This window comes from Pseudomonas sp. NPDC077408 (assembly GCF_050269105.1).
GTDB lineage: Bacteria > Pseudomonadota > Gammaproteobacteria > Pseudomonadales > Pseudomonadaceae > Stutzerimonas.
Genome location: NZ_JBNNHS010000008.1, coordinates 153,618 through 171,658, shown reverse-complemented (window position 1 = coordinate 171,658; position 18,041 = coordinate 153,618). Strand labels below are relative to the sequence as shown.

Sequence of the window (18,041 nt, the reverse complement as noted above, 5' to 3'; positions counted from 1 at the left end):
TGTCGGGTTAGATCGCAGCGAATTGAAGAGCATCGGATTCTTCGGCTCCACGGGTTCCCATGTGATGCAACGCGTCCGGCGTTCCGACCGGCGCGCTACCCTCCAGCCTGAAATGACACTAGAATGCGCGCCGCTCGGGCCATGTCGGCACGGCAATGGGTTCCCTAACCCCATCACGTCAAAAAGGAAATTCCATGTTGCAGCTCCCTTCATCGGTCCGCCGAGCCACCTTGGCCGGTCTGATCGCGTTCCACATCGTCATCATCATCGCCAGCAACTATCTGGTGCAGCTGCCGATCACCCTGTTCGGCTGGCACACCACCTGGGGCGCGTTCAGTTTCCCCTTCATCTTTCTCGCCACTGACCTGACTGTGCGCCTGCTCGGTAAGGGACCGGCGCGCCGGGTCATCGCCCAGGTGATGATTCCAGCGCTGGTCGCCTCCTACGTGGTTTCGGTGCTGTTTCAGCAGGGTGCGTTCGCTGGGCTTTCGGCACTGGGCGAGTTCAATCTGTTCGTGTTCCGCATTGCGATTGCCAGCTTCCTGGCCTATGCGTTCGGACAGATCCTCGACATCCAGGTATTCGACCGGCTGCGGCGCTTGCGCCAGTGGTGGATCGCCCCGAGCGCTTCGACCATCTTCGGCAACCTGCTGGACACCTTTCTGTTCTTCTCCATTGCCTTCTGGCACAGCGACGACCCGTTCATGGCGGCGAACTGGGTGGAGATTGCCAGCGTCGATTACGTCATCAAGCTGATCATCAGCCTGGCGTTGTTCGTTCCGCTCTACGGCATGCTGCTGAACTCGATCGTGCGTCTGCTGCCCGATCAGCGGACTGTGACGGCATAACGGTGGCCTGCCACCGCTCGGCCTGTGAGCCCAGGCCGAGCGGGCCGCTCATCAGAAACGGGTCGTCAGAAGAAGGTAAGCCCCGCCTGGAACAGCCGCTCCACGTCGCGGATATGTTTCTTGTCGACAAGAAACAGGATCACGTGATCGCCTGATTCGATGACCGTATTGTCATGGGCGATCAGCACCTCTTCGTCACGGATCACGGCGCCGATGGTGGTGCCGGGCGGCAATGCGATCTTGCCGATGGCCCGGCCAACCACCTTGCTGGAACGAGAGTCACCGTGGGCGATCACCTCGATCGCCTCGGCAGCACCGCGGCGCAAGGAGTGGGCGCTGACGATATCGCCGCGGCGCACGTGGGTCAGCAAGGTGCCGATGGTGGCCATCTGCGGGCTGATGGCGATATCGATCTCACCGCCCTGGACCAGATCGACATAGGCCGGGTTGTTGATGATGCACATCACCTTGCGCGCGCCGAGGCGCTTGGCCAGCAGCGAAGACATGATGTTCGCTTCGTCGTCGTTGGTCAGGGCCAGGAACACGTCCGCGTCGTTGATGTTCTCCTCCACCAGCAGGTCGCGATCAGAAGCGCTGCCCTGCAGGATGATGGTGCTGTCCAGCGTGTCGGACAGGTAGCGGCAGCGCGCCGGGTTCATTTCGATGATCTTGACTTGATAGCGGCTTTCGATGGCTTCGGCGAGGCGCTCCCCAATGTGGCCGCCGCCCGCGATGACGATGCGTTTGTAGTTGTCATCCAGCCGGCGCATCTCACTCATCACCGCGCGGATGTGGCCGCGTGCCGCGATGAAGAACACCTCGTCATCAGCTTCGATGACCGTATCGCCTTGCGGCAGGATCGCCTGGTTGCGGCGGAAGATCGCGGCCACGCGCGTGTCGACATTGGGCATGTGGTTGCGAATCTGGCGCAGCTCCTGGCCTACCAGCGGTCCGCCGTAGTAGGCCCGCACCGCGACCAGCTGCGCCTTGCCGCCCGCGAAGTCGATCACCTGCAGCGAGCCGGGATGTTCTATCAGACGCTTGATGTAGTTGGTCACCACCTGCTCGGGGCTGATCAGCACGTCGACCGGAATCGCCTCGTTGCTGAACAGGCCGGAGCGGGTGAGGTACACCGACTCACGGACTCGGGCAATCTTGGTCGGCGTATGGAACAGGGTGTAGGCGACCTGGCAGGCAACCATGTTGGTTTCGTCGCTGTTGGTTACGGCGACCAGCATGTCGGCGTCATCCGCACCCGCCTGGCGCAATACCGTCGGGAATGAACCGCGGCCCACCACAGTGCGGATGTCCAGCCGATCGCCGAGATCACGCAGGCGATCGGCGTCGGTGTCGACCACTGTGATGTCGTTGGCTTCGCTGGCGAGATTTTCGGCAAGCGTACCGCCCACCTGCCCTGCGCCGAGAATGATGATCTTCACGCGATCGCTCCTGTAAGGCGGCTTGTAACCGCCACAGCATGGGGTGGCCGAGACATTGGCGTCTGGCCCACCTTAGGATGGTCGGCCATTGGGTTGGGCCGCGACTTTTATCAATTTGGCGTAGTAGAAGCCGTCGTGGCCATTGTCCTGAGGCAACAGCTGACGTCCATGCGTCTGTTCGACGCCGAAACCCTTGGGCAGGTCCAATTCCCGGGCGCCGGTCGTGCGCGTCAGGAAGGCTTCGATCACCTCGCGGTTTTCGGTCGGCAGCACCGAACAGGTGGCGTACAGCAGCACCCCGCCCACTGCCAGGGTTGGCCACAGCGCGTCGAGCATCTCGCCCTGCAGCGTGGCCAGCGGCGCGATGTCATCGGCCTGGCGCGCCAGCTTGATGTCCGGATGGCGACGGATCACGCCGGTGGCCGAACACGGCGCGTCGAGCAGGATCCGCTGGAAGGGTTCGCCGTCCCACCAAACGTCGGTGGCTCGGGCATCGGCAGCCACCAGTTTGGCGTCGAGCTGCAAGCGGTTGAGGTTTTCCTGCACACGCTGCAATCGTTTCGGCTCGAGGTCCAGCGCGATGACTTCAGCCAAGGCAGGCTCGCGTTCGAGAATGTGGCAGGTCTTGCCGCCCGGGGCGCAGCAGGCGTCCAACACGCGTAGACCGGGGGCCAGATCGAGCAGACCGGCGGCCAGTTGCGCCGCTTCGTCCTGCACACTAATGCGGCCCTCGGCAAAGCCAGGCAGTTGAGTGACGTCGCAAGCGGCGGCGAGTCGGATGCCGTCTCTGCTGTGGCTGCAGGGAAAGGCCTCGATGCCGGCTTCCTGCAGTTCTGCGAGATAGGTGTCGCGCTCGACCTGACGATGGTTGACCCGCAGCATCATCGGAGGATGCAGGTTGTTTGCGATGCAGATCGCTTCCCACTGCCCAGGCCAATGAGCCTTGAGCGACTTTTGCAGCCAGCGCGGGTGGGCGAAACGAATCACCGGATCGCGTTCGAGCTCTTTGAGCAGCGCTTCACCGTCACGCTGGGCGTTGCGCAGCACCGCGTTGAGCAAGCCTTTCGCCCAAGGCTTCTTCAGTTTATCGGCGCAACCAACGGTTTCACCGATGGCTGCATGGGGCGGAATGCGGGTATAAAACAACTGGTAAAGGCCGACCAGGAGCAAGGCTTCGACATTGCGGTCCGCTGACTTGAACGGCTTCTGTAGCAATCGCTCTGCAAGGCCTGACAGGCGTGGCTGCCAGCGGGCAGTGCCAAACGCCAATTCCTGAGTCAGGCCACGATCGCGAGCGTCCACCTTGGCCAGTACGTCGGGCAGGCTACTGTTCAGCGAAGCCTTGCCGGACAGCACCACGGCCAACGCGCGAGCTGCCGCGAGACGGGGGTTCATCGACATTATTCGAACGCCTTGCCGACCGCAAACTGTTCACGGCGGCTATTGAACAGGTCGCTTACGCCGAGCGCTTTGCCGCCTGGGAGTTGAAGACGAGTAAGCGTCAGTGACCCTTCGCCGCAAGCGACTTCCAGGCCGTCTTTGCTTGCCTCGATGATTTGGCCCGGCGCGCCCTGCCCGCTGGATGAGCGCGCGGCGTGGATTTTTACCGGAACGCCGTCCAGGCTGCTGTGGCAAATCGGCCAAGGATTGAACGCCCGCACCAGGCGTTCAAGCTCGACTGCCGGGCGCTGCCAGTCGAGGCGAGCTTCGTCCTTGTTCAGTTTGTGCGCATAAGTGGCCAGCGTGTCGTCCTGGGCCTCGCCTTTCAGCGTGCCGGCCTCCAGCGCCGATACAGCCTCGACCACGGCATGCGAGCCGAGATCGGCCAGGCGATCATGGAGGGTGCCGCCCGTGTCCTCGCCTGTGATCGGCGTGCTGACCTTTAGCAGCATCGGTCCGGTATCCAGGCCTGCTTCCATCTGCATGACGGTCACGCCGGACTCGGCGTCGCCCGCTTCGATGGCACGCTGGATGGGCGCTGCGCCACGCCAGCGAGGCAGCAGAGAGGCATGGCTGTTGATACAGCCCAGGCGCGGCATGTCCAAGACGGCCTGCGGCAGGATCAAGCCGTAGGCCACCACGACCATCAGGTCCGCTTGTAAACCGGCCAGCTCCGCCTGCGCAGCCGGGTCGCGCAGGGTCTGTGGCTGATACACCGGTATCCCATGCTGCAGCGCAAGCTGCTTGACTGGGCTGGGCATCAGCTTTTGGCCACGGCCTGCTGGGCGATCCGGCTGCGTATACACCGCCACCACCTGACGCTTGGCGTCGAGGAGGGCTTGTAGATGCTGAGCGGCGAATTCCGGCGTGCCGGCGAAAACGATGCGCATAGAAGGACTCATCAATAAAAAAGGCTTGCTGCTGCAAGCCTTTGGGGTAGGAGATCAAGCCTGCTGACGGTGAAGCTTTTCCAGCTTTTTCTTGATCCGGTCGCGCTTGAGATTGGACAGGTAGTCGACGAACAGCTTGCCGTTGAGGTGATCGCATTCGTGCTGGATGCAGACGGCGAGCAGGCCTTCGGCAATCAGCTCATAGGGCTGGCCGTCTCGGTCCAGCGCCTTGATCTTCACCTTCTGCGGCCGATCTACGTTTTCGTAGAAGCCGGGGACCGACAGGCAACCTTCCTGGTACTGCTCCATCTCGTCGGTGAGGAACTCGAACTCGGGATTGATGAAGACCCGAGGCTCGGTCTTGTCTTCGGACAGGTCCATCACCACGACCCGCTTGTGAACGTTGACCTGCGTGGCGGCCAATCCGATGCCGGGCGCGTCGTACATGGTATCGAACATGTCGTCGATCAACTGACGAATGCCGTCGTCGACCACGTCCACCGGTTTGGCGATGGTGCGCAGGCGTGGATCGGGAAATTCTAGGATGTTCAGGATTGCCATATGCGTTTGTGATGCACTTATGGAATAAAGTCAAAAGCCGCTGCTAAGATGCCGAGCAGCTTGTAAACGGCTTAACGCCGCTTTCCACAAGGGTTTCTGCGGCGCTAGGGCGCTTTACGTGAAGGCACATCATAAAGGGATTCACCACATGAGGAAATCACTACTCGCCCTGCTGTTGGTGGCGGTTGGCGGCATGGCGCAGGCCGCTGTGGAGCTGAAGGATGGCCATCCTGAGCAATACACCGTAGTGAAAGGCGACACACTCTGGGACATTTCCGGCCGCTTTCTCAGCGAACCCTGGAAATGGCCTGAACTCTGGCATGCGAACCCGCAGGTGGAAAACCCGCATCTGATCTATCCCGGCGACAGCCTGAGCCTCGTCTACGTCGATGGTCAGCCGCGCCTGATGCTCAACCGTGGCGCATCGCGCGGGACTATAAAACTGTCCCCAACCGTCCGCACCACACCGATGGCCGAAGCCATTGCCACTATTCCGCTCGAGGCGATCAACAGCTTCCTGCTGAACAACCGCATCGTCGACAGCGCCGAAGAATTCCAGGCTGCGCCGTACATCGTCGCAGGCAATGCCGAGCGCGTGATCAGCGGCTCGGGCGACCGCATCTATGGTCGCGGCGAATTCAAGGATGGAATCAATATTTACGGCATCTTCCGTCAGGGCAAAACCTACAAAGACCCAGAGACCGGTGAAGTGCTCGGTATCAATGCTGATGACGTCGGCACCGCGGAGATCGTCGACATGGAGGGCGAAATCGCCACCATGATGCTCACGCGAGTCACCCAGGAAGCACGTATCGGTGACCGCCTGTTCCCCAGTGAAGAACGTGCGGTGAACTCAACTTTCATGCCGAGCGAGCCGGAAGGTGACATCAACGGCGTGATCCTGGACGTGCCACGTGGCGTTACCCAGATTGGACAGCTCGATGTCGTGACGCTGAACAAGGGTGAACGAGACGGCCTGAAAGTCGGTAACGTGCTCGCGGTCTACAAAACTGGCGAAACCGTTCGCGACCGGGTTACCGGCGAAAACGTGAAGATTCCGGACGAGCGTTCGGGCCTGCTGATGGTGTTCCGGACCTACGACAAGCTCAGCTATGGCCTGGTCCTGCAGGCGACTCGCTCGCTGTCCGTAATGGATAAGGTTCGCAACCCCTGATGCCCCCAAGCCCCGCCATGCGGGGCTTGTCATTTCTGCTGTAAGACACCGCAAGGATGCGGTGCGACGAGACAAGGATTGCTCTCATGCCCTCGATTTCCCCTGCCGAACTGGAAGCGCGCCTGCGCCTGCACCTTTTGCCGGAGCTGGGCCCGCGTCGCCTGCATAAATTGCTCAGTGCTTTTCCCGATGCGTCTTCGGCGCTCAGTGCGCCTGCGTCCGCATGGCGCTCGCTGGGCTTACCTGCCAGTTGCGCCGAAGCCAGGCGCAGCCCGACGATACGTGAGCGCGCCGCAGCCAGCCTGAGCTGGCTGGAGGCGCCGGAGCATCACCTGCTTATGTGGGATGACCCTGCTTATCCAGGGCTGCTGGAGGAACTGCCAGACGCCCCGCCGCTGCTGTTCATAGAGGGTGATCCAAGCCTTTTGGAGCGACCGCAGCTGGCCATGGTTGGCAGCCGACGCGCCTCCCGACCGGGGCTGGATAACGCCACCGCCTTTGCTCGCAACCTGGCACGCGGTGGCTTCGTGATCACCAGCGGGTTGGCGCTGGGCATCGATGGTGCTGCTCATCAGGGCGCGTTGGATGCCGGCGGCAAGACAGTAGCGGTGCTGGGGACCGGGCTCGAGCAGCTGTATCCGCGTCGCCATCTGGGGCTGGCTGCACGAATCGTCGAGGGGGGTGGTGCAGTAGTATCCGAGCTGCCACTCGACTGCCCGCCGCAGGCTGCCAACTTTCCCCGCCGTAATCGCATCATCAGCGGCTTGTCACTGGGCGTGCTGGTCGTTGAGGCAAGCCCTTCGAGCGGATCGTTGATCACGGCCCGTCTGGCTGCCGAGCAGGGTCGTGAGGTTTATGCGATTCCAGGCTCGATCCACCATCCCGGCGCCCGCGGCTGCCACCAGCTGATTCGCCAGGGTGCGGCACTGGTGGAATGTGTCGAGGACGTCTTGCAAGCCCTGCGCGGCTGGCAGCAATCGCCGGCCACCCCCGAAACGCAACGATCCGAGCCAACCCACCCGCTTGTCGCACAGCTGCATGCCGCACCCATGAGCAGCGAGGCGCTGGCCGGTGCCGTCAACCAGCCCCTGGCGCAGATCCTCGCAGCGCTCACCGAGCTGGAAGTCGAAGGACTGGTCGCATGCGAGAACGGCCGCTGGATCGCCTGCGCGGGTTGAGGCCTGCTGTGCTGTCATCAGCGCTTGGGTACACTTCGCCGATCAATCTCAGGGGAGGTGGCAATGGTCGGCAATTGGCGTGTGCAGCAGGCGGCGCGGGTCGTCAGGCGTGGCGGGGTGATCGCCTATCCGACCGAGGCGGTCTGGGGCTTGGGCTGCGATCCTTGGGATAGCGACGCGGTACATCGGTTGCTGGCTCTGAAGGAGCGGCCGGTGGAGAAAGGACTGATTCTGGTCGCCGATCGCGTCGAGCAGCTCGATTTTCTGCTGGAAGACCTTCCTGAGCGTTGGCTGGACCGCTTGGTTGGCAGCTGGCCGGGGCCGAATACCTGGCTGGTCCCGCACCGTGATCGCTTGCCAGACTGGATCACCGGCCAACACGACAGTGTCGCACTGCGTGTGACCGATCACCCCCTGGTGGCGAGGCTTTGCACCCTGACCGGCCCATTGGTGTCCACCTCGGCCAACCCGGCCGGCCGACCTTCGGCGCGCTCACGTCTGCGCGTCGAGCAGTACTTCCCCGGGGATCTGGACGGCGTGCTTGGCGGCAGCCTGGGTGGACGTCGGAACCCCTCGACTATCCGTGATATACGCAACGGCGAAGTCATCCGCGCATCCTGACGCCCTGACGCCCTGACGCCAGGGTGCGGTGGTTTGCCAGCTCAGGGCAAGAGGATGGTCGAACCGGTCGTCTTGCCCGCGGCCAGCTGGCGCTGCGCCTCAGCGGCTTCCGCCAATGGGTAGCGTTGGCCGATCTCGACCTTGATCTTGCCGCTGGCGATCATTTCGAACAGATCGGCAGCCATGTCTCGCAGGCGCTCGGCGGAGGTGGCGTAGCCGGCCAGGGTTGGGCGCGTGACATACAGCGAGCCCTTCTGTGCCAGCACACCGAGGTTGACGCCTGTAACCGCGCCGGACGCATTGCCGAAACTGACCAACAGGCCACGTGGTGCGACACAATCGAGCGAGACGTCCCAGCTGCTCTTGCCCACCGAGTCGTAGACGACCGGGCACTTTCTGCCCTCGGTCAGCTCCAGCACCCGCTGGACAACGTCTTCCTGCGTGCGATCGATGGTCGCCCAGGCGCCCAGTGACTTGGCGCGTTCCGCCTTTTCGGTCGAGCCGACCACGCCGATCAGTTTGGCGCCGATGGCCTTGGCCCACTGACAGGCGATCGATCCGACACCACCCGCCGCCGCATGGAACAGTACGATTTCCCCGGCCTTGAGCTCATAGGTCTGGCGCAGCAGGTACTGGGTCGTCAGACCCTTGAGCATGACCGATGCCGCTTGCTCGAAGCTCACGCTTTCAGGCAGCTTGACCAGGTGCCGCGCCGGCAGGGTGTGGTGCTCTCCATAGGAACCCAGAGGTCCGGTCGCGTAAGCCACACGATCGCCCACCTCAAAATCATCGACACCCTCGCCCAGCGCCTCGACCACGCCTGCGCCTTCGGTACCCAGGCCCGACGGCAGGCTCGGCGGCGCGTAGAGGCCGCTGCGGTAGTAGGTGTCGATGAAGTTCAGGCCGATAGCGTGGTTGCGCACGCGGACCTCACCGGCTCCAGGCGCGGCGACCGGAACGTCGACCCGTTCGAGGACTTCGGGACCACCGTGCTGACTGAACTGGATGCGCTGCGACATATTGACTCCTGATAAATACAAAGGAGCCTATCCAACGCTTCCCGGACGCGTCCGTCAATTGGCGGGTGATATGCTTGCCGACCTTCTGTATCAGCATCGCCGCGCTGGTCCCTGCCAGGCGGCGGCGCAGCCACTTGCCAAGGTGAATTCGTGAACGAGCGTACCGAAGCCGTCAAAGCCTACCTGCTCGACTTGCAGGACCGTATCTGCGCCACCCTTGAAGCCGAAGACGGAGGTACCCGCTTCGTCGAGGATGCCTGGACGCGTCCCGCAGGTGGCGGTGGTCGGACCCGTGTCATTGAAAACGGCGCGCTGATCGAAAAGGGTGGTGTCAATTTCTCCCATGTGCACGGGAGCGGCCTGCCGCCTTCGGCCAGTGCCCATCGTCCGGAGCTGGCCGGTCGTGGTTTCGAAGCGCTCGGCGTTTCTCTGGTGATCCACCCGGAGAACCCTTATGTGCCGACCTCGCATGCCAATGTGCGCTTCTTTATCGCCGAAAAGGACGGTGAAGAGCCGGTCTGGTGGTTTGGCGGCGGCTTCGATCTGACGCCCTACTACGGTAATGAAGAGGATTGCGTGCATTGGCACCGCGTCGCCCGGGACGCTTGTGCGCCATTCGGTGCCGATGTCTACCCGCGCTACAAGGCGTGGTGCGACCGCTATTTCCACATTAAGCACCGCAACGAGCCGCGCGGGGTCGGTGGGCTGTTCTTCGACGACCTGAACGAATGGGATTTCGATACCAGCTTCGCCTTCATGCGGGCGGTGGGCGATGCCTACATCGATGCCTACTTGCCGATCATCCAGCGTCGCAAGTCGATAGCCTTCGGCGAGCGCGAGCGCGCTTTCCAGGAGCTGCGCCGTGGACGCTATGTGGAATACAACCTGGTCTACGACCGCGGCACGCTGTTCGGCCTCCAGTCTGGCGGGCGTACCGAGTCGATCCTGATGTCGCTGCCGCCGCTGGTGCGCTGGGGTTACGACAAGCATCCCGAGCCCGGCTCGCCAGAGGCGCGGCTGACCGAGTACTTCCTGCAGGATCGTGACTGGCTGGGCGAATAGCCTTGAATAGCCTATACCACCTCTGAATCGCTACTGCTTTTAGGAGCATCAATGGACCGCTACGGCGTCTTCGGCAACCCCATCGGCCACAGCAAATCGCCTCAGATCCACCGTCTGTTTGCCGAGCAGACCGGCCAGACGCTCAGCTACGAGCCCTTGCTGGCGCCGCTCGATGACTTCCCCGGCTATGCCCGCACATTCTTCAAACAGGGGTTGGGCGCGAATGTCACCGTGCCCTTCAAGGAACAGGCGTTTCGCCTTGCCGACCAGCTGAGCGAGCGCGCCCAGCGTGCCGGCGCGGTGAACACCCTGAAGAAGCTGGAAGATGGTCGCCTGCTGGGCGATAACACCGACGGCATTGGCCTGGTCCGCGACTTGCTGGACAACGCTGGCGTCACGCTGCAAGGCAAGCGGATTCTGTTACTGGGCGCTGGTGGTGCGGTGCGTGGGGTGCTCGAGCCCCTGCTGGCGCAACGCCCGGTAGCATTGGTCATATCCAACCGCACCTTGGCCAAGGCCGAACAGCTGGCCGGCGAGTTCGCCGAGCTGGGGCCGGTCAGTGCAAGCGCCTTCGAGCAGCTGCGAGGCCCGTTCGAAGTGATCATCAACGGCACCTCGGCGAGCCTCGGCGGTGAGCTGCCACCGTTGAGCGATGACCTCATCGAACCTGGCGTTACCCTCTGCTACGACATGATGTACGGCGCGAAGCCGACGCCCTTCTGCCAGTGGGCGGCCGGACGCGGCGCAGCAACCCGCGATGGGCTCGGCATGTTGGTCGAACAGGCGGCGGCGGCCTTCGAGTTGTGGCGCGGGGTACGGCCGGATTCGGGCCCGGTTCTGACGCAGCTGCGCAGCCAGCTCAGCGCTTGAGGGTCGCTCAGATACGGAAGTGAATCTGCTCGTGCAGGTGCTGCGGTGTCTCCAGCTCGTCGACGATTCCCGCAGCGATACGCCGTAGCTGCACACGTCGATCGCTGGGGTCGAGATCGTCAATCACGCTGAAATCCTCGATCGACAGGTCGTCGCCATCAGCGTTGGCATCCACCAGCGTCCATTTCAACGGATGCGCAGCAATGCGTTGCAGCGCGGCGGTGACGGTCGGATCGTCGCCCTTGGCGGACAGATCGGCGACCAGTATCAGCCGTTCGACACCGACCTTTGGCAACCCGGACAGCAAGGCATCGACCGCCTGATACAGGTCATGCGGCTGATGATTGGCTGCTGCGCCAGAGGCTGTGGCCAATGAGGGGCTGTCGTACAGACAGATCACCGCATCCATCCCGGCCACGCTCTGCGAGACACTGACGGCATCGAACAGATCACCGGTCTTGGCGCGCAGTCCTGGGCGGACGGTCATCGAATTGAGATCATCGACCAGGGCCACGGCTTCGTGTTGCCGCGTCAGCAGCTCGCACAGCAGCGCGTTGCCGAGGCTCGAATGCGCGCCATACAGAGCGAATTTGAGCCGCGGCGTTTCAGCGTTGAGCATGACGGCTCGGCCGCATCAGCGACGCGTGGCGAGATAGCCAATCAGCGCAACTGCGCCAGCGGCCAGAGCGACCGTGCTCAGCGGATGCTCGCGAGCGCAGTCCTTGGCCATGCGCCCGGCATCACGGCCGCGGCGGGACAGGTCGTGGCAGTGCTCGTCCCACTTGTTGTCGTTCCACAGCGTCTCGGCGCGCGAACGCAGGGCGTTGAAACGATGACGCGACTCGCGCGAGGCGTCATCCTTGAGATCGTCAAGCGCGGTCATCAAATTCTGGATTTCGCGCTCGATTTCGTCGCGGGTGGTGGGTGTGCGGCTGAAGCGGGACATAGCGTTCTCCCCTTTGAATGTAAGGTTTGGACTCTGCGAAGCGGTGAAGGTGCCTTCGGCCGTGTCAACCAAAACACCAGGACTGCTAAAAGCGGACCTATCAACAGCGACCGGGTTCCGCCGGTCGGCTCGGTTGTGGCGAAAAGTCGCGCTGCCGACAAGCTTATGAGCCGCGGGCCGGCAAACCCAGCAGCGCTACGCATGTTGTTCTACGCTTTGGATTGTGGCCGTTGCGCTGAACGGTCCGTGAGGCGAAACAAGCGAAACGGCCAGAGCCCTGCGGCCGGTTGATACGCTGCAAGCGCCGAAATATAAGGGCTTGCGACCATGTTTGTGCTCGCCTTTTCCGTATAATGCGCGCCGCGTCCGTCTGCTTCGGCGCGCCTTTTTTCACTGCCAATTCATCGGTGTCCATCTTGAAGCTTCGTCATTCCATTCTCGGCTTGCTGCTCGCCTGCAGCAGCGCCATGTTGACCCCCGTTTCCACCGCTGCTGCGAAGGCCCCTGTGCAACAGGAGCTGGCCTCTGGCAGCGCGCTGGTGATCGATCTGAAAACCAATGAAGTGCTCTATTCCAGCAATCCAGACGTGGTGGTGCCGATCGCATCGGTGACCAAGCTGATGACCGCGATGGTGGCGCTCGACGCCAAGCTGCCGCTCGATCAGCGCCTGTCCGTCACCATCCGTGACGCGCGCGAAATGCAGGGGGTGTACTCGCGTGTACGCATCGGCAGCGAAATCAGCCGTCGCGAAATGCTGCTGTTGACCCTGATGTCGTCCGAGAACCGCGCCGCGGCGAGCCTGGCGCACCATTATCCGGGCGGTTACAGCGCCTTCATCCAGGCGATGAACGCCAAAGCCAAGGCGTTGGGAATGACCCGTACGCACTATGTCGAGCCCACCGGCCTGTCCGAGCGGAACGTCTCCAGCGCCAATGACCTGGTCAAACTGCTCAAGGCCAGCCAGGCCTATCCATTGATCGAGCAGTTCAGCACCACCAGCGAAAAGACCGTGGCCTTCCACAAGCCCAACTACACCCTGGGTTTCCGCAATACCAACGCCCTGGTGCGCAAGCCTGACTGGAGCATCCAGCTGACTAAGACCGGCTTTACCAATGCGGCCGGCCATTGCCTAGTGATGCGAACCGTGATGAACAAGCGCCCCGTGGCCTTCGTAGTGCTTGATGCCTTTGGCAAGTACACCCACATGGCCGATGCCAACCGCCTGAAGAAGTGGATGGAAACCGGCAAGGTGACGCCGGTCGCGCCGGCTGCTCTGGCCTATAAGCAGCAGAAGATGGCCCAACGTCAGCTGGCTGGCCAACCGGGCGATGCGGCGACGGTGATCGGCACGCGCTGACCGTTCGCCGCCACGTTTCGTCGCGTGGTGGTTGAACCAGGTGAAGGGCCACCGATCTAGCCGCCACGATTGCCGTAGGCTGCTTCGTTGCCGTCCTGTTCGGCGGCGCTGGCGAGTTCGCGGGTCAGATGGGCTTTCAGGCGGGACAAGGTCTCGTCATTCCAATTGTTGGGCGCAGTCACCAACCGCCAGGCATCGACATAATCGGCAGGCGCATACACATGCCCATGGCCCGGTGGTGTCGGGGTGGTGACTGCCATGTCGACCGCCAGCTGCAGCATGGTCACCAGTGGAAACCAGCGCAGCGCCGGTGTGACGTCCGGGCCGCGCGGCTCGCTCAGCCAGTCCGGTCGGCGCCAGGCGTAGCGGTAGTCGAAAAAGACGATCGGGTCGCTGGCATATTGCAGATAGAGCAACCGCATCGGCCCCCATGAAGCGTCCATCGGCTCGGGCGTGCCGTGCTGATTCATGAAGCGAACGAAACGACCATCGCGAAATTGCGGTAGCCATTCGGGGCTTCCCGGATTGCGGTCGTCCGTGATTCGCCGCCACATCTGGCTCTCAAAAGGGGGGCCGCTCCACAGCGCACCCTGAAAGGGATCGCCGATCAGCTCATGCAACTCCCAGGACGCTTGTGAATGCAACGCGCCGAGGCTCAGGCCGTGCAAGTAGAGCCTTGGCCGTCGTTCGGTCGGCAATTCTCGCCAGTAGTCATAAACCTCCTCGAACAGTGCCCGCGCCACGTCAGCGCCGTACTCGGCTTCCACCAGCAATGACAGCGGGCTGTTCAGGTAGGAGTACTGCAGCGCCGCACTGGCGACATCGCCATGGTGCAGGTACTCGACGCTGTTCATCGCGGCGGGGTCGATCCAGCCGGTGCCGGTCGGCGTGACCAGCACCAGTACCGACCGCTCGAAGGCGCCGGTGCGCAGCAGCTCGCGCAGGGCCAGTCTCGCGCGCGCTTCAGGCGTTTCGGCGGCACGCAAGCCGACGTAGACACGGATCGGCTCACGCGCCGCTCGACCGCTGATGGCCGCTATGTCCCGAGCCGACGGGCCGGATGCAATGAACTCGCGGCCGGTACGCCCCAGCTCGTCCCAGCGCAGCAGCGATTCGCGACTGCCGCTCTTGAGCGGTGAGGCCGGTTGCGCCGCTTCCGGCTCGATCAGCGCGTCGTATTGCGCGAAGGACGCGTCCAATACCTTCAGTGCCCGGGTGACCAGCACATCGGTGACCAGCGACCAGAACAATGTCAGGGCGACCACGACGCCAATGACATTCGCGACCCGGCGCGGCAGGAAGCGATCGGCACGGCGCGAAACGAAGCGCGAAACGAGGCGGTACAGGCGCGCCAGGATCAGCAGGATCAGAAAAGTCGCCAGCGCGGTCAGTATCACTTCCAGCAGGTGCCCGCTGGTGACCGGCGGCATGCCCATCAACGAGCGGATCGAGTTCTGCCAGCCGGTGACTTGGCTGAGAAAATAAGCCGCCAGCGTCGCACTGACGATGGCGATGATGATATTGACCCGGCTGCGCAAACGTTCCGGCGGCTCCGCCAGCTCCATGTAACGCCACAGCCAACGGGCGAATACGCCCAGGCCGTAGCCAGCGGCCAGTGCTGCGCCAGCCAGCACGCCCTGGCTCAGGGTCGAGCGCGGCAACAGCGAGGGCGTCAACGCCGCGCAGAAAAACAGTGTGCCCAACAGCAGGCCAAAACCGGACAGCGAACGCCAGGCGGACAATGGTGTGCGAAGCCTCATTCGAAACCCCATAGCTTCGTCGATGATTGATTCCGCGGCGGCTGCCGCCTGGTCTTTTCGAGGCGTTCGGGCCGTTGCGGTTCCCTTCTCAATCGACTCGCTGCCTCGTAAATGGCCAACGATATCTATCACCCAGTATCGGCATAGCGCCGTCTGTAGGAGCCAGCTTGCTGGCGATCTTTTCGGCACGCCGCGGGGGTCCGGATCGCCATATCGGTACAGCGTCGTCTGTAGGAGCCAGCTTGCTGGCGATCTTTTCGGCACACCGCGGAGGTCCGGATCGCCAGCAAGCTGGCTCCTACGAAAGCCTGGCCTGCGGCTTGACGTTGAGCTGGGTGCAGCCATGCTGCTTTCGTTGAAGGGGTGATCGTAAGGACCAACGATATCTATCACCCAGTATCGGCATAGCGCCGTCTGTAGGAGCCAGCGTGCTGGCGATCTTTTTGGCACACCGCGGAGGTCCGGATCGCCAGCAAGCTGGCTCCTACGAAAGCCTGGCCCGCGGCTTGACGTTGAGCTGGGTGCAGCCACGCTGCTTTCGTTGAAGGGGTGATCGTAAGGACCAACAATATCTATCACCCAGTATCGGCATAGCGCCGTCTGTAGGAGCCAGCTTGCTGGCGATCTTTTCGGCACACCGCGGAGGTCCGGATCGCCAGCAAGCTGGCTCCTACGAAAAAGTGATCCATGCGACTTCGATGCAACGATGCTGGCCCGCTCTACTCAAACGTCTACATTTCCCCTCAGCGCACCGGGAACCAGACATCGTTATGAGCACACCAGACAACACCTATATCGAGTGGCTGGAAAGCCAGTCCATGCTTAAAGCCGCCCGTGATCGGGCCCGACTCTACGCCGGTCAGGCGCGGCTCTGGCAGCGACCTTACGCCCAGGCGCGCCCGCGCGACGCCAGTGCGATTTCCTCGGTGTGGTTCACCGCCTATCCTGCCGCGATCATCACGCCCGAAGGCGGCTCAGTGCTTCAGGCGCTGGGGGACGATCGCCTCTGGAGCGCCTTGTCCGAACTCGGCGTGCAGGGCATTCACAACGGCCCGATGAAACGCTCCGGTGGCCTGCGTGGGCGCGAGTACACCCCCACCATTGACGGCAACTTCGACCGCATCAGCTTCGATATCGACCCCAATCTCGGCACCGAAGCAGAGATGCAGCAGCTCAGCCGCATGGCTGCCGCGCACAACGCCATCGTCATCGATGACGTCGTGCCTGCGCACACCGGCAAGGGGGCGGACTTCCGCCTCGCCGAGATGGCCTACGGCGACTACCCGGGCCTCTATCACATGGTCGAGATCAGCGAGGAAGACTGGCCCCTGCTGCCGGACGTGCCCAAGGGCCGCGATGCGATCAACCTGCCGCCGCCGGTGGTCGACCAGCTCAAGGAAAAGCATTACATCGTCGGCCAGCTACAACGGGTGATCTTCTTCGAGCCGGGCATCAAGGACACCGACTGGAGCGTGACCGGCATCGTGACCGGGGTCGATGGCAAGCGCCGGCGCTGGGTCTACCTGCACTATTTCAAGGAGGGCCAGCCGTCGCTCAACTGGCTGGACCCGACATTCGCCGCCCAGCAGCTGATCATCGGCGATGCGCTGCATGCGATCGACGTCTCCGGTGCGCGGGTGCTGCGCCTGGATGCCAACGGCTTCCTCGGCGTCGAGCGCCGCGCTGAAGGCACAGCCTGGTCCGAGAGCCATCCGCTATCGGTGACCGGCAACCAGCTCATCGCGGGCGCCATTCGTAAGGCCGGCGGCTTCAGCTTTCAGGAGCTGAACCTGACCATCGACGACATCGCCTCGATGTCCCATGGCGGCGCCGACCTGTCTTACGACTTCATCACCCGCCCGGCCTATCATCACGCCCTGGTTACCGGGGATACCGAATTTCTGCGGCTGATGCTGCGTGAGGTCCACGCCTTCGGCATCGACCCGGCTTCGCTGATCCATGCGATGCAGAACCACGACGAGCTGACCCTGGAGCTGGTGCATTTCTGGACGCTGCACGCCTACGACCATTACCACTACCACGGGCAGACGCTTTCGGGCGGCATCCTGCGCGAGCACATCCGCGAGGAGATGTACGAACGTCTGACCGGCGAGCATGCGCCCTACAACCTCAAGTTCGTCACCAACGGCGTGTCCTGCACCACCGTCAGCGTCATCACGGCGGCGCTGGGCATCCGTGACCTCAACACCATCAGCGCGGCCGACATCGAGCAGATCCAGCGCCTGCATATCTTGCTGGTGATGTTCAATGCCATGCAGCCCGGTGTGTTCGCCCTCTCCGGCTGGGATCTGGTCGGTGCGCTGCCGCTGGAAGCCGAACAGGTTGAACACTTGATGACCGAAGGCGATACCCGCTGGCTGCACCGTGGCGGCTACGATCTGGCCGATATTGCACCCGAGGTGGAAACCTCCAGCGAAGGCCTGCCCAAGGCGCGCTCGCTGTACGGGAGCCTGGTCGAGCAGCTTAAGAACACCGGCTCGTTCGCCTGCCAGCTCAAGCGTATCCTCAGCGTGCGCCGCGCCTACGACATCGCCGCCAGCAAGCAGATCCTGATTCCTGACGTGCAGGCGCCGGGTCTGCTGGTCATGGTCCACGAACTGCCTGCAGGCAAGGGTGTGCAGATCACGGCGCTCAACTTCAGCGCTGAGACCATCAGCGAGACGGTCACCCTCCCCGGTGTTGCGCCCGGGCCGGTGGTGGACATCATTCACGAAAGCATCGAAGGCGACCTCACCGAAAACGGCGAGATGACCTTCAACCTCGACCCCTACGAGGGCTTGGCGTTGCGCGTCGTGAGTGCGGCGTCACCGGTGCTCTGACGGCGCAAACCAGGATCACGGCGCGCCGCTACCAG

General features: G+C 62.9%; 16 protein-coding genes. 8 read left to right on the top strand and 8 right to left on the bottom strand.

Going from position 1 to position 18,041, the window contains the following annotated elements:
- The first annotated feature begins 194 nt into the window (after positions 1–194).
- The gene (locus tag ACQKEK_RS18640; protein WP_499143985.1) at positions 195–848 is read left to right on the top strand and encodes a 7-cyano-7-deazaguanine/7-aminomethyl-7-deazaguanine transporter; all 654 of its coding nucleotides are present in this window, start codon (positions 195–197) and stop codon (positions 846–848) included.
- 65 nt (positions 849–913) lie between these two features.
- On the opposite strand, the gene trkA is transcribed toward ACQKEK_RS18640, so the two are convergent.
- The 4 genes from trkA to def all read right to left on the bottom strand — a co-directional run bounded on the left by trkA (position 914) and on the right by def (position 5,178).
- Positions 914–2,287, bottom strand: coding sequence for a Trk system potassium transporter TrkA (trkA, locus tag ACQKEK_RS18635; protein WP_128122040.1), 1,374 nt, complete (start codon positions 2,285–2,287; stop codon positions 914–916).
- A 72-nt stretch (positions 2,288–2,359) separates the two neighbouring features.
- Positions 2,360–3,682 carry a 16S rRNA (cytosine(967)-C(5))-methyltransferase RsmB gene (gene rsmB, locus ACQKEK_RS18630; protein ID WP_499144093.1) on the bottom strand — a complete coding sequence of 441 codons (1,323 nt, stop codon included), beginning with the start codon at positions 3,680–3,682 and terminating at the stop codon, positions 2,360–2,362.
- 5 nt (positions 3,683–3,687) lie between these two features.
- Positions 3,688–4,629 carry a methionyl-tRNA formyltransferase gene (gene fmt / locus ACQKEK_RS18625; RefSeq protein ID WP_499143986.1) on the bottom strand — a complete coding sequence of 314 codons (942 nt, stop codon included), beginning with the start codon at positions 4,627–4,629 and terminating at the stop codon, positions 3,688–3,690.
- A gap of 42 nt (positions 4,630–4,671) precedes the next feature.
- Positions 4,672–5,178, bottom strand: a complete 507-nt coding sequence (def, locus tag ACQKEK_RS18620; RefSeq protein ID WP_499143987.1) for a peptide deformylase — start codon at positions 5,176–5,178, stop codon at positions 4,672–4,674.
- A 148-nt stretch (positions 5,179–5,326) separates the two neighbouring features.
- Here def and ACQKEK_RS18615 point away from each other — a divergent pair, with 148 nt between their 5' ends.
- From ACQKEK_RS18615 to tsaC, 3 genes are all read left to right on the top strand, one after another.
- Entirely contained in the window at positions 5,327–6,352 is a 1,026-nt protein-coding gene (locus tag ACQKEK_RS18615; RefSeq protein WP_499143988.1) for a LysM peptidoglycan-binding domain-containing protein, read from the top strand.
- Between the two features lie 86 nt (positions 6,353–6,438).
- Complete coding sequence (gene dprA, locus ACQKEK_RS18610; protein ID WP_499143989.1) at positions 6,439–7,530, top strand: DNA-processing protein DprA; 1,092 nt, start codon at positions 6,439–6,441, stop codon at positions 7,528–7,530.
- A 63-nt stretch (positions 7,531–7,593) separates the two neighbouring features.
- Complete coding sequence (gene tsaC / locus ACQKEK_RS18605) at positions 7,594–8,151, top strand: L-threonylcarbamoyladenylate synthase type 1 TsaC (RefSeq protein ID WP_499143990.1); 558 nt, start codon at positions 7,594–7,596, stop codon at positions 8,149–8,151.
- A gap of 41 nt (positions 8,152–8,192) precedes the next feature.
- Here the strand turns inward: tsaC and ACQKEK_RS18600 are convergent, their stop codons facing one another.
- Positions 8,193–9,170 carry a quinone oxidoreductase family protein gene (locus tag ACQKEK_RS18600; protein ID WP_499143991.1) on the bottom strand — a complete coding sequence of 326 codons (978 nt, stop codon included), beginning with the start codon at positions 9,168–9,170 and terminating at the stop codon, positions 8,193–8,195.
- 150 nt (positions 9,171–9,320) lie between these two features.
- Between ACQKEK_RS18600 and hemF the strand changes: the two genes are divergently transcribed.
- Both hemF and aroE read left to right on the top strand, forming a co-directional pair.
- On the top strand, positions 9,321–10,232 hold the full coding sequence (gene hemF, locus ACQKEK_RS18595) for an oxygen-dependent coproporphyrinogen oxidase (protein WP_499143992.1): 912 nt from the start codon (positions 9,321–9,323) through the stop codon (positions 10,230–10,232).
- A 51-nt stretch (positions 10,233–10,283) separates the two neighbouring features.
- Positions 10,284–11,102, top strand: a complete 819-nt coding sequence (gene aroE / locus ACQKEK_RS18590) for a shikimate dehydrogenase (protein WP_499143993.1) — start codon at positions 10,284–10,286, stop codon at positions 11,100–11,102.
- A 7-nt stretch (positions 11,103–11,109) separates the two neighbouring features.
- Here the strand turns inward: aroE and ACQKEK_RS18585 are convergent, their stop codons facing one another.
- On the bottom strand, positions 11,110–11,721 hold the full coding sequence (locus tag ACQKEK_RS18585; RefSeq protein ID WP_499143994.1) for an NAD(P)-dependent oxidoreductase: 612 nt from the start codon (positions 11,719–11,721) through the stop codon (positions 11,110–11,112).
- 15 nt (positions 11,722–11,736) lie between these two features.
- Positions 11,737–12,048 (bottom strand): glycine zipper domain-containing protein, encoded by a 312-nt coding sequence (locus tag ACQKEK_RS18580; RefSeq protein WP_045422911.1) that lies wholly within the window; start codon positions 12,046–12,048, stop codon positions 11,737–11,739.
- A gap of 416 nt (positions 12,049–12,464) precedes the next feature.
- Here ACQKEK_RS18580 and pbpG point away from each other — a divergent pair, with 416 nt between their 5' ends.
- Positions 12,465–13,406 (top strand): D-alanyl-D-alanine endopeptidase, encoded by a 942-nt coding sequence (gene pbpG / locus ACQKEK_RS18575; protein ID WP_241529723.1) that lies wholly within the window; start codon positions 12,465–12,467, stop codon positions 13,404–13,406.
- 56 nt (positions 13,407–13,462) lie between these two features.
- Here pbpG and ACQKEK_RS18570 read toward each other — a convergent pair whose 3' ends face one another.
- A complete protein-coding gene (locus tag ACQKEK_RS18570; RefSeq protein WP_499143995.1) occupies positions 13,463–15,166 on the bottom strand; it encodes an alpha/beta hydrolase in 1,704 nt (567 codons plus the stop codon).
- Between the two features lie 770 nt (positions 15,167–15,936).
- Between ACQKEK_RS18570 and treS the strand changes: the two genes are divergently transcribed.
- Positions 15,937–18,006, top strand: coding sequence for a maltose alpha-D-glucosyltransferase (treS, locus tag ACQKEK_RS18565; RefSeq protein ID WP_499143996.1), 2,070 nt, complete (start codon positions 15,937–15,939; stop codon positions 18,004–18,006).
- Positions 18,007–18,041 lie beyond the last annotated feature (35 nt).

What these genes read in the sequence shown, in the direction of transcription:
- ACQKEK_RS18570 (WP_499143995.1), bottom strand. Translation starts at nt 15,166, where the DNA reads ATGAGGCTTCGCACACCATTGTCCGCCTGGCGTTCGCTGTCCGGTTTT.
- def (WP_499143987.1), bottom strand. Translation starts at nt 5,178, where the DNA reads ATGGCAATCCTGAACATCCTAGAATTTCCCGATCCACGCCTGCGCACC.
- fmt (WP_499143986.1), bottom strand. Translation starts at nt 4,629, where the DNA reads ATGAGTCCTTCTATGCGCATCGTTTTCGCCGGCACGCCGGAATTCGCC.
- ACQKEK_RS18615 (WP_499143988.1), top strand. Translation starts at nt 5,327, where the DNA reads ATGAGGAAATCACTACTCGCCCTGCTGTTGGTGGCGGTTGGCGGCATG.
- aroE (WP_499143993.1), top strand. Translation starts at nt 10,284, where the DNA reads ATGGACCGCTACGGCGTCTTCGGCAACCCCATCGGCCACAGCAAATCG.
- tsaC (WP_499143990.1), top strand. Translation starts at nt 7,594, where the DNA reads ATGGTCGGCAATTGGCGTGTGCAGCAGGCGGCGCGGGTCGTCAGGCGT.
- treS (WP_499143996.1), top strand. Translation starts at nt 15,937, where the DNA reads ATGAGCACACCAGACAACACCTATATCGAGTGGCTGGAAAGCCAGTCC.
- ACQKEK_RS18585 (WP_499143994.1), bottom strand. Translation starts at nt 11,721, where the DNA reads ATGCTCAACGCTGAAACGCCGCGGCTCAAATTCGCTCTGTATGGCGCG.
- dprA (WP_499143989.1), top strand. Translation starts at nt 6,439, where the DNA reads ATGCCCTCGATTTCCCCTGCCGAACTGGAAGCGCGCCTGCGCCTGCAC.
- ACQKEK_RS18580 (WP_045422911.1), bottom strand. Translation starts at nt 12,048, where the DNA reads ATGTCCCGCTTCAGCCGCACACCCACCACCCGCGACGAAATCGAGCGC.
- ACQKEK_RS18640 (WP_499143985.1), top strand. Translation starts at nt 195, where the DNA reads ATGTTGCAGCTCCCTTCATCGGTCCGCCGAGCCACCTTGGCCGGTCTG.
- rsmB (WP_499144093.1), bottom strand. Translation starts at nt 3,682, where the DNA reads ATGAACCCCCGTCTCGCGGCAGCTCGCGCGTTGGCCGTGGTGCTGTCC.
- ACQKEK_RS18600 (WP_499143991.1), bottom strand. Translation starts at nt 9,170, where the DNA reads ATGTCGCAGCGCATCCAGTTCAGTCAGCACGGTGGTCCCGAAGTCCTC.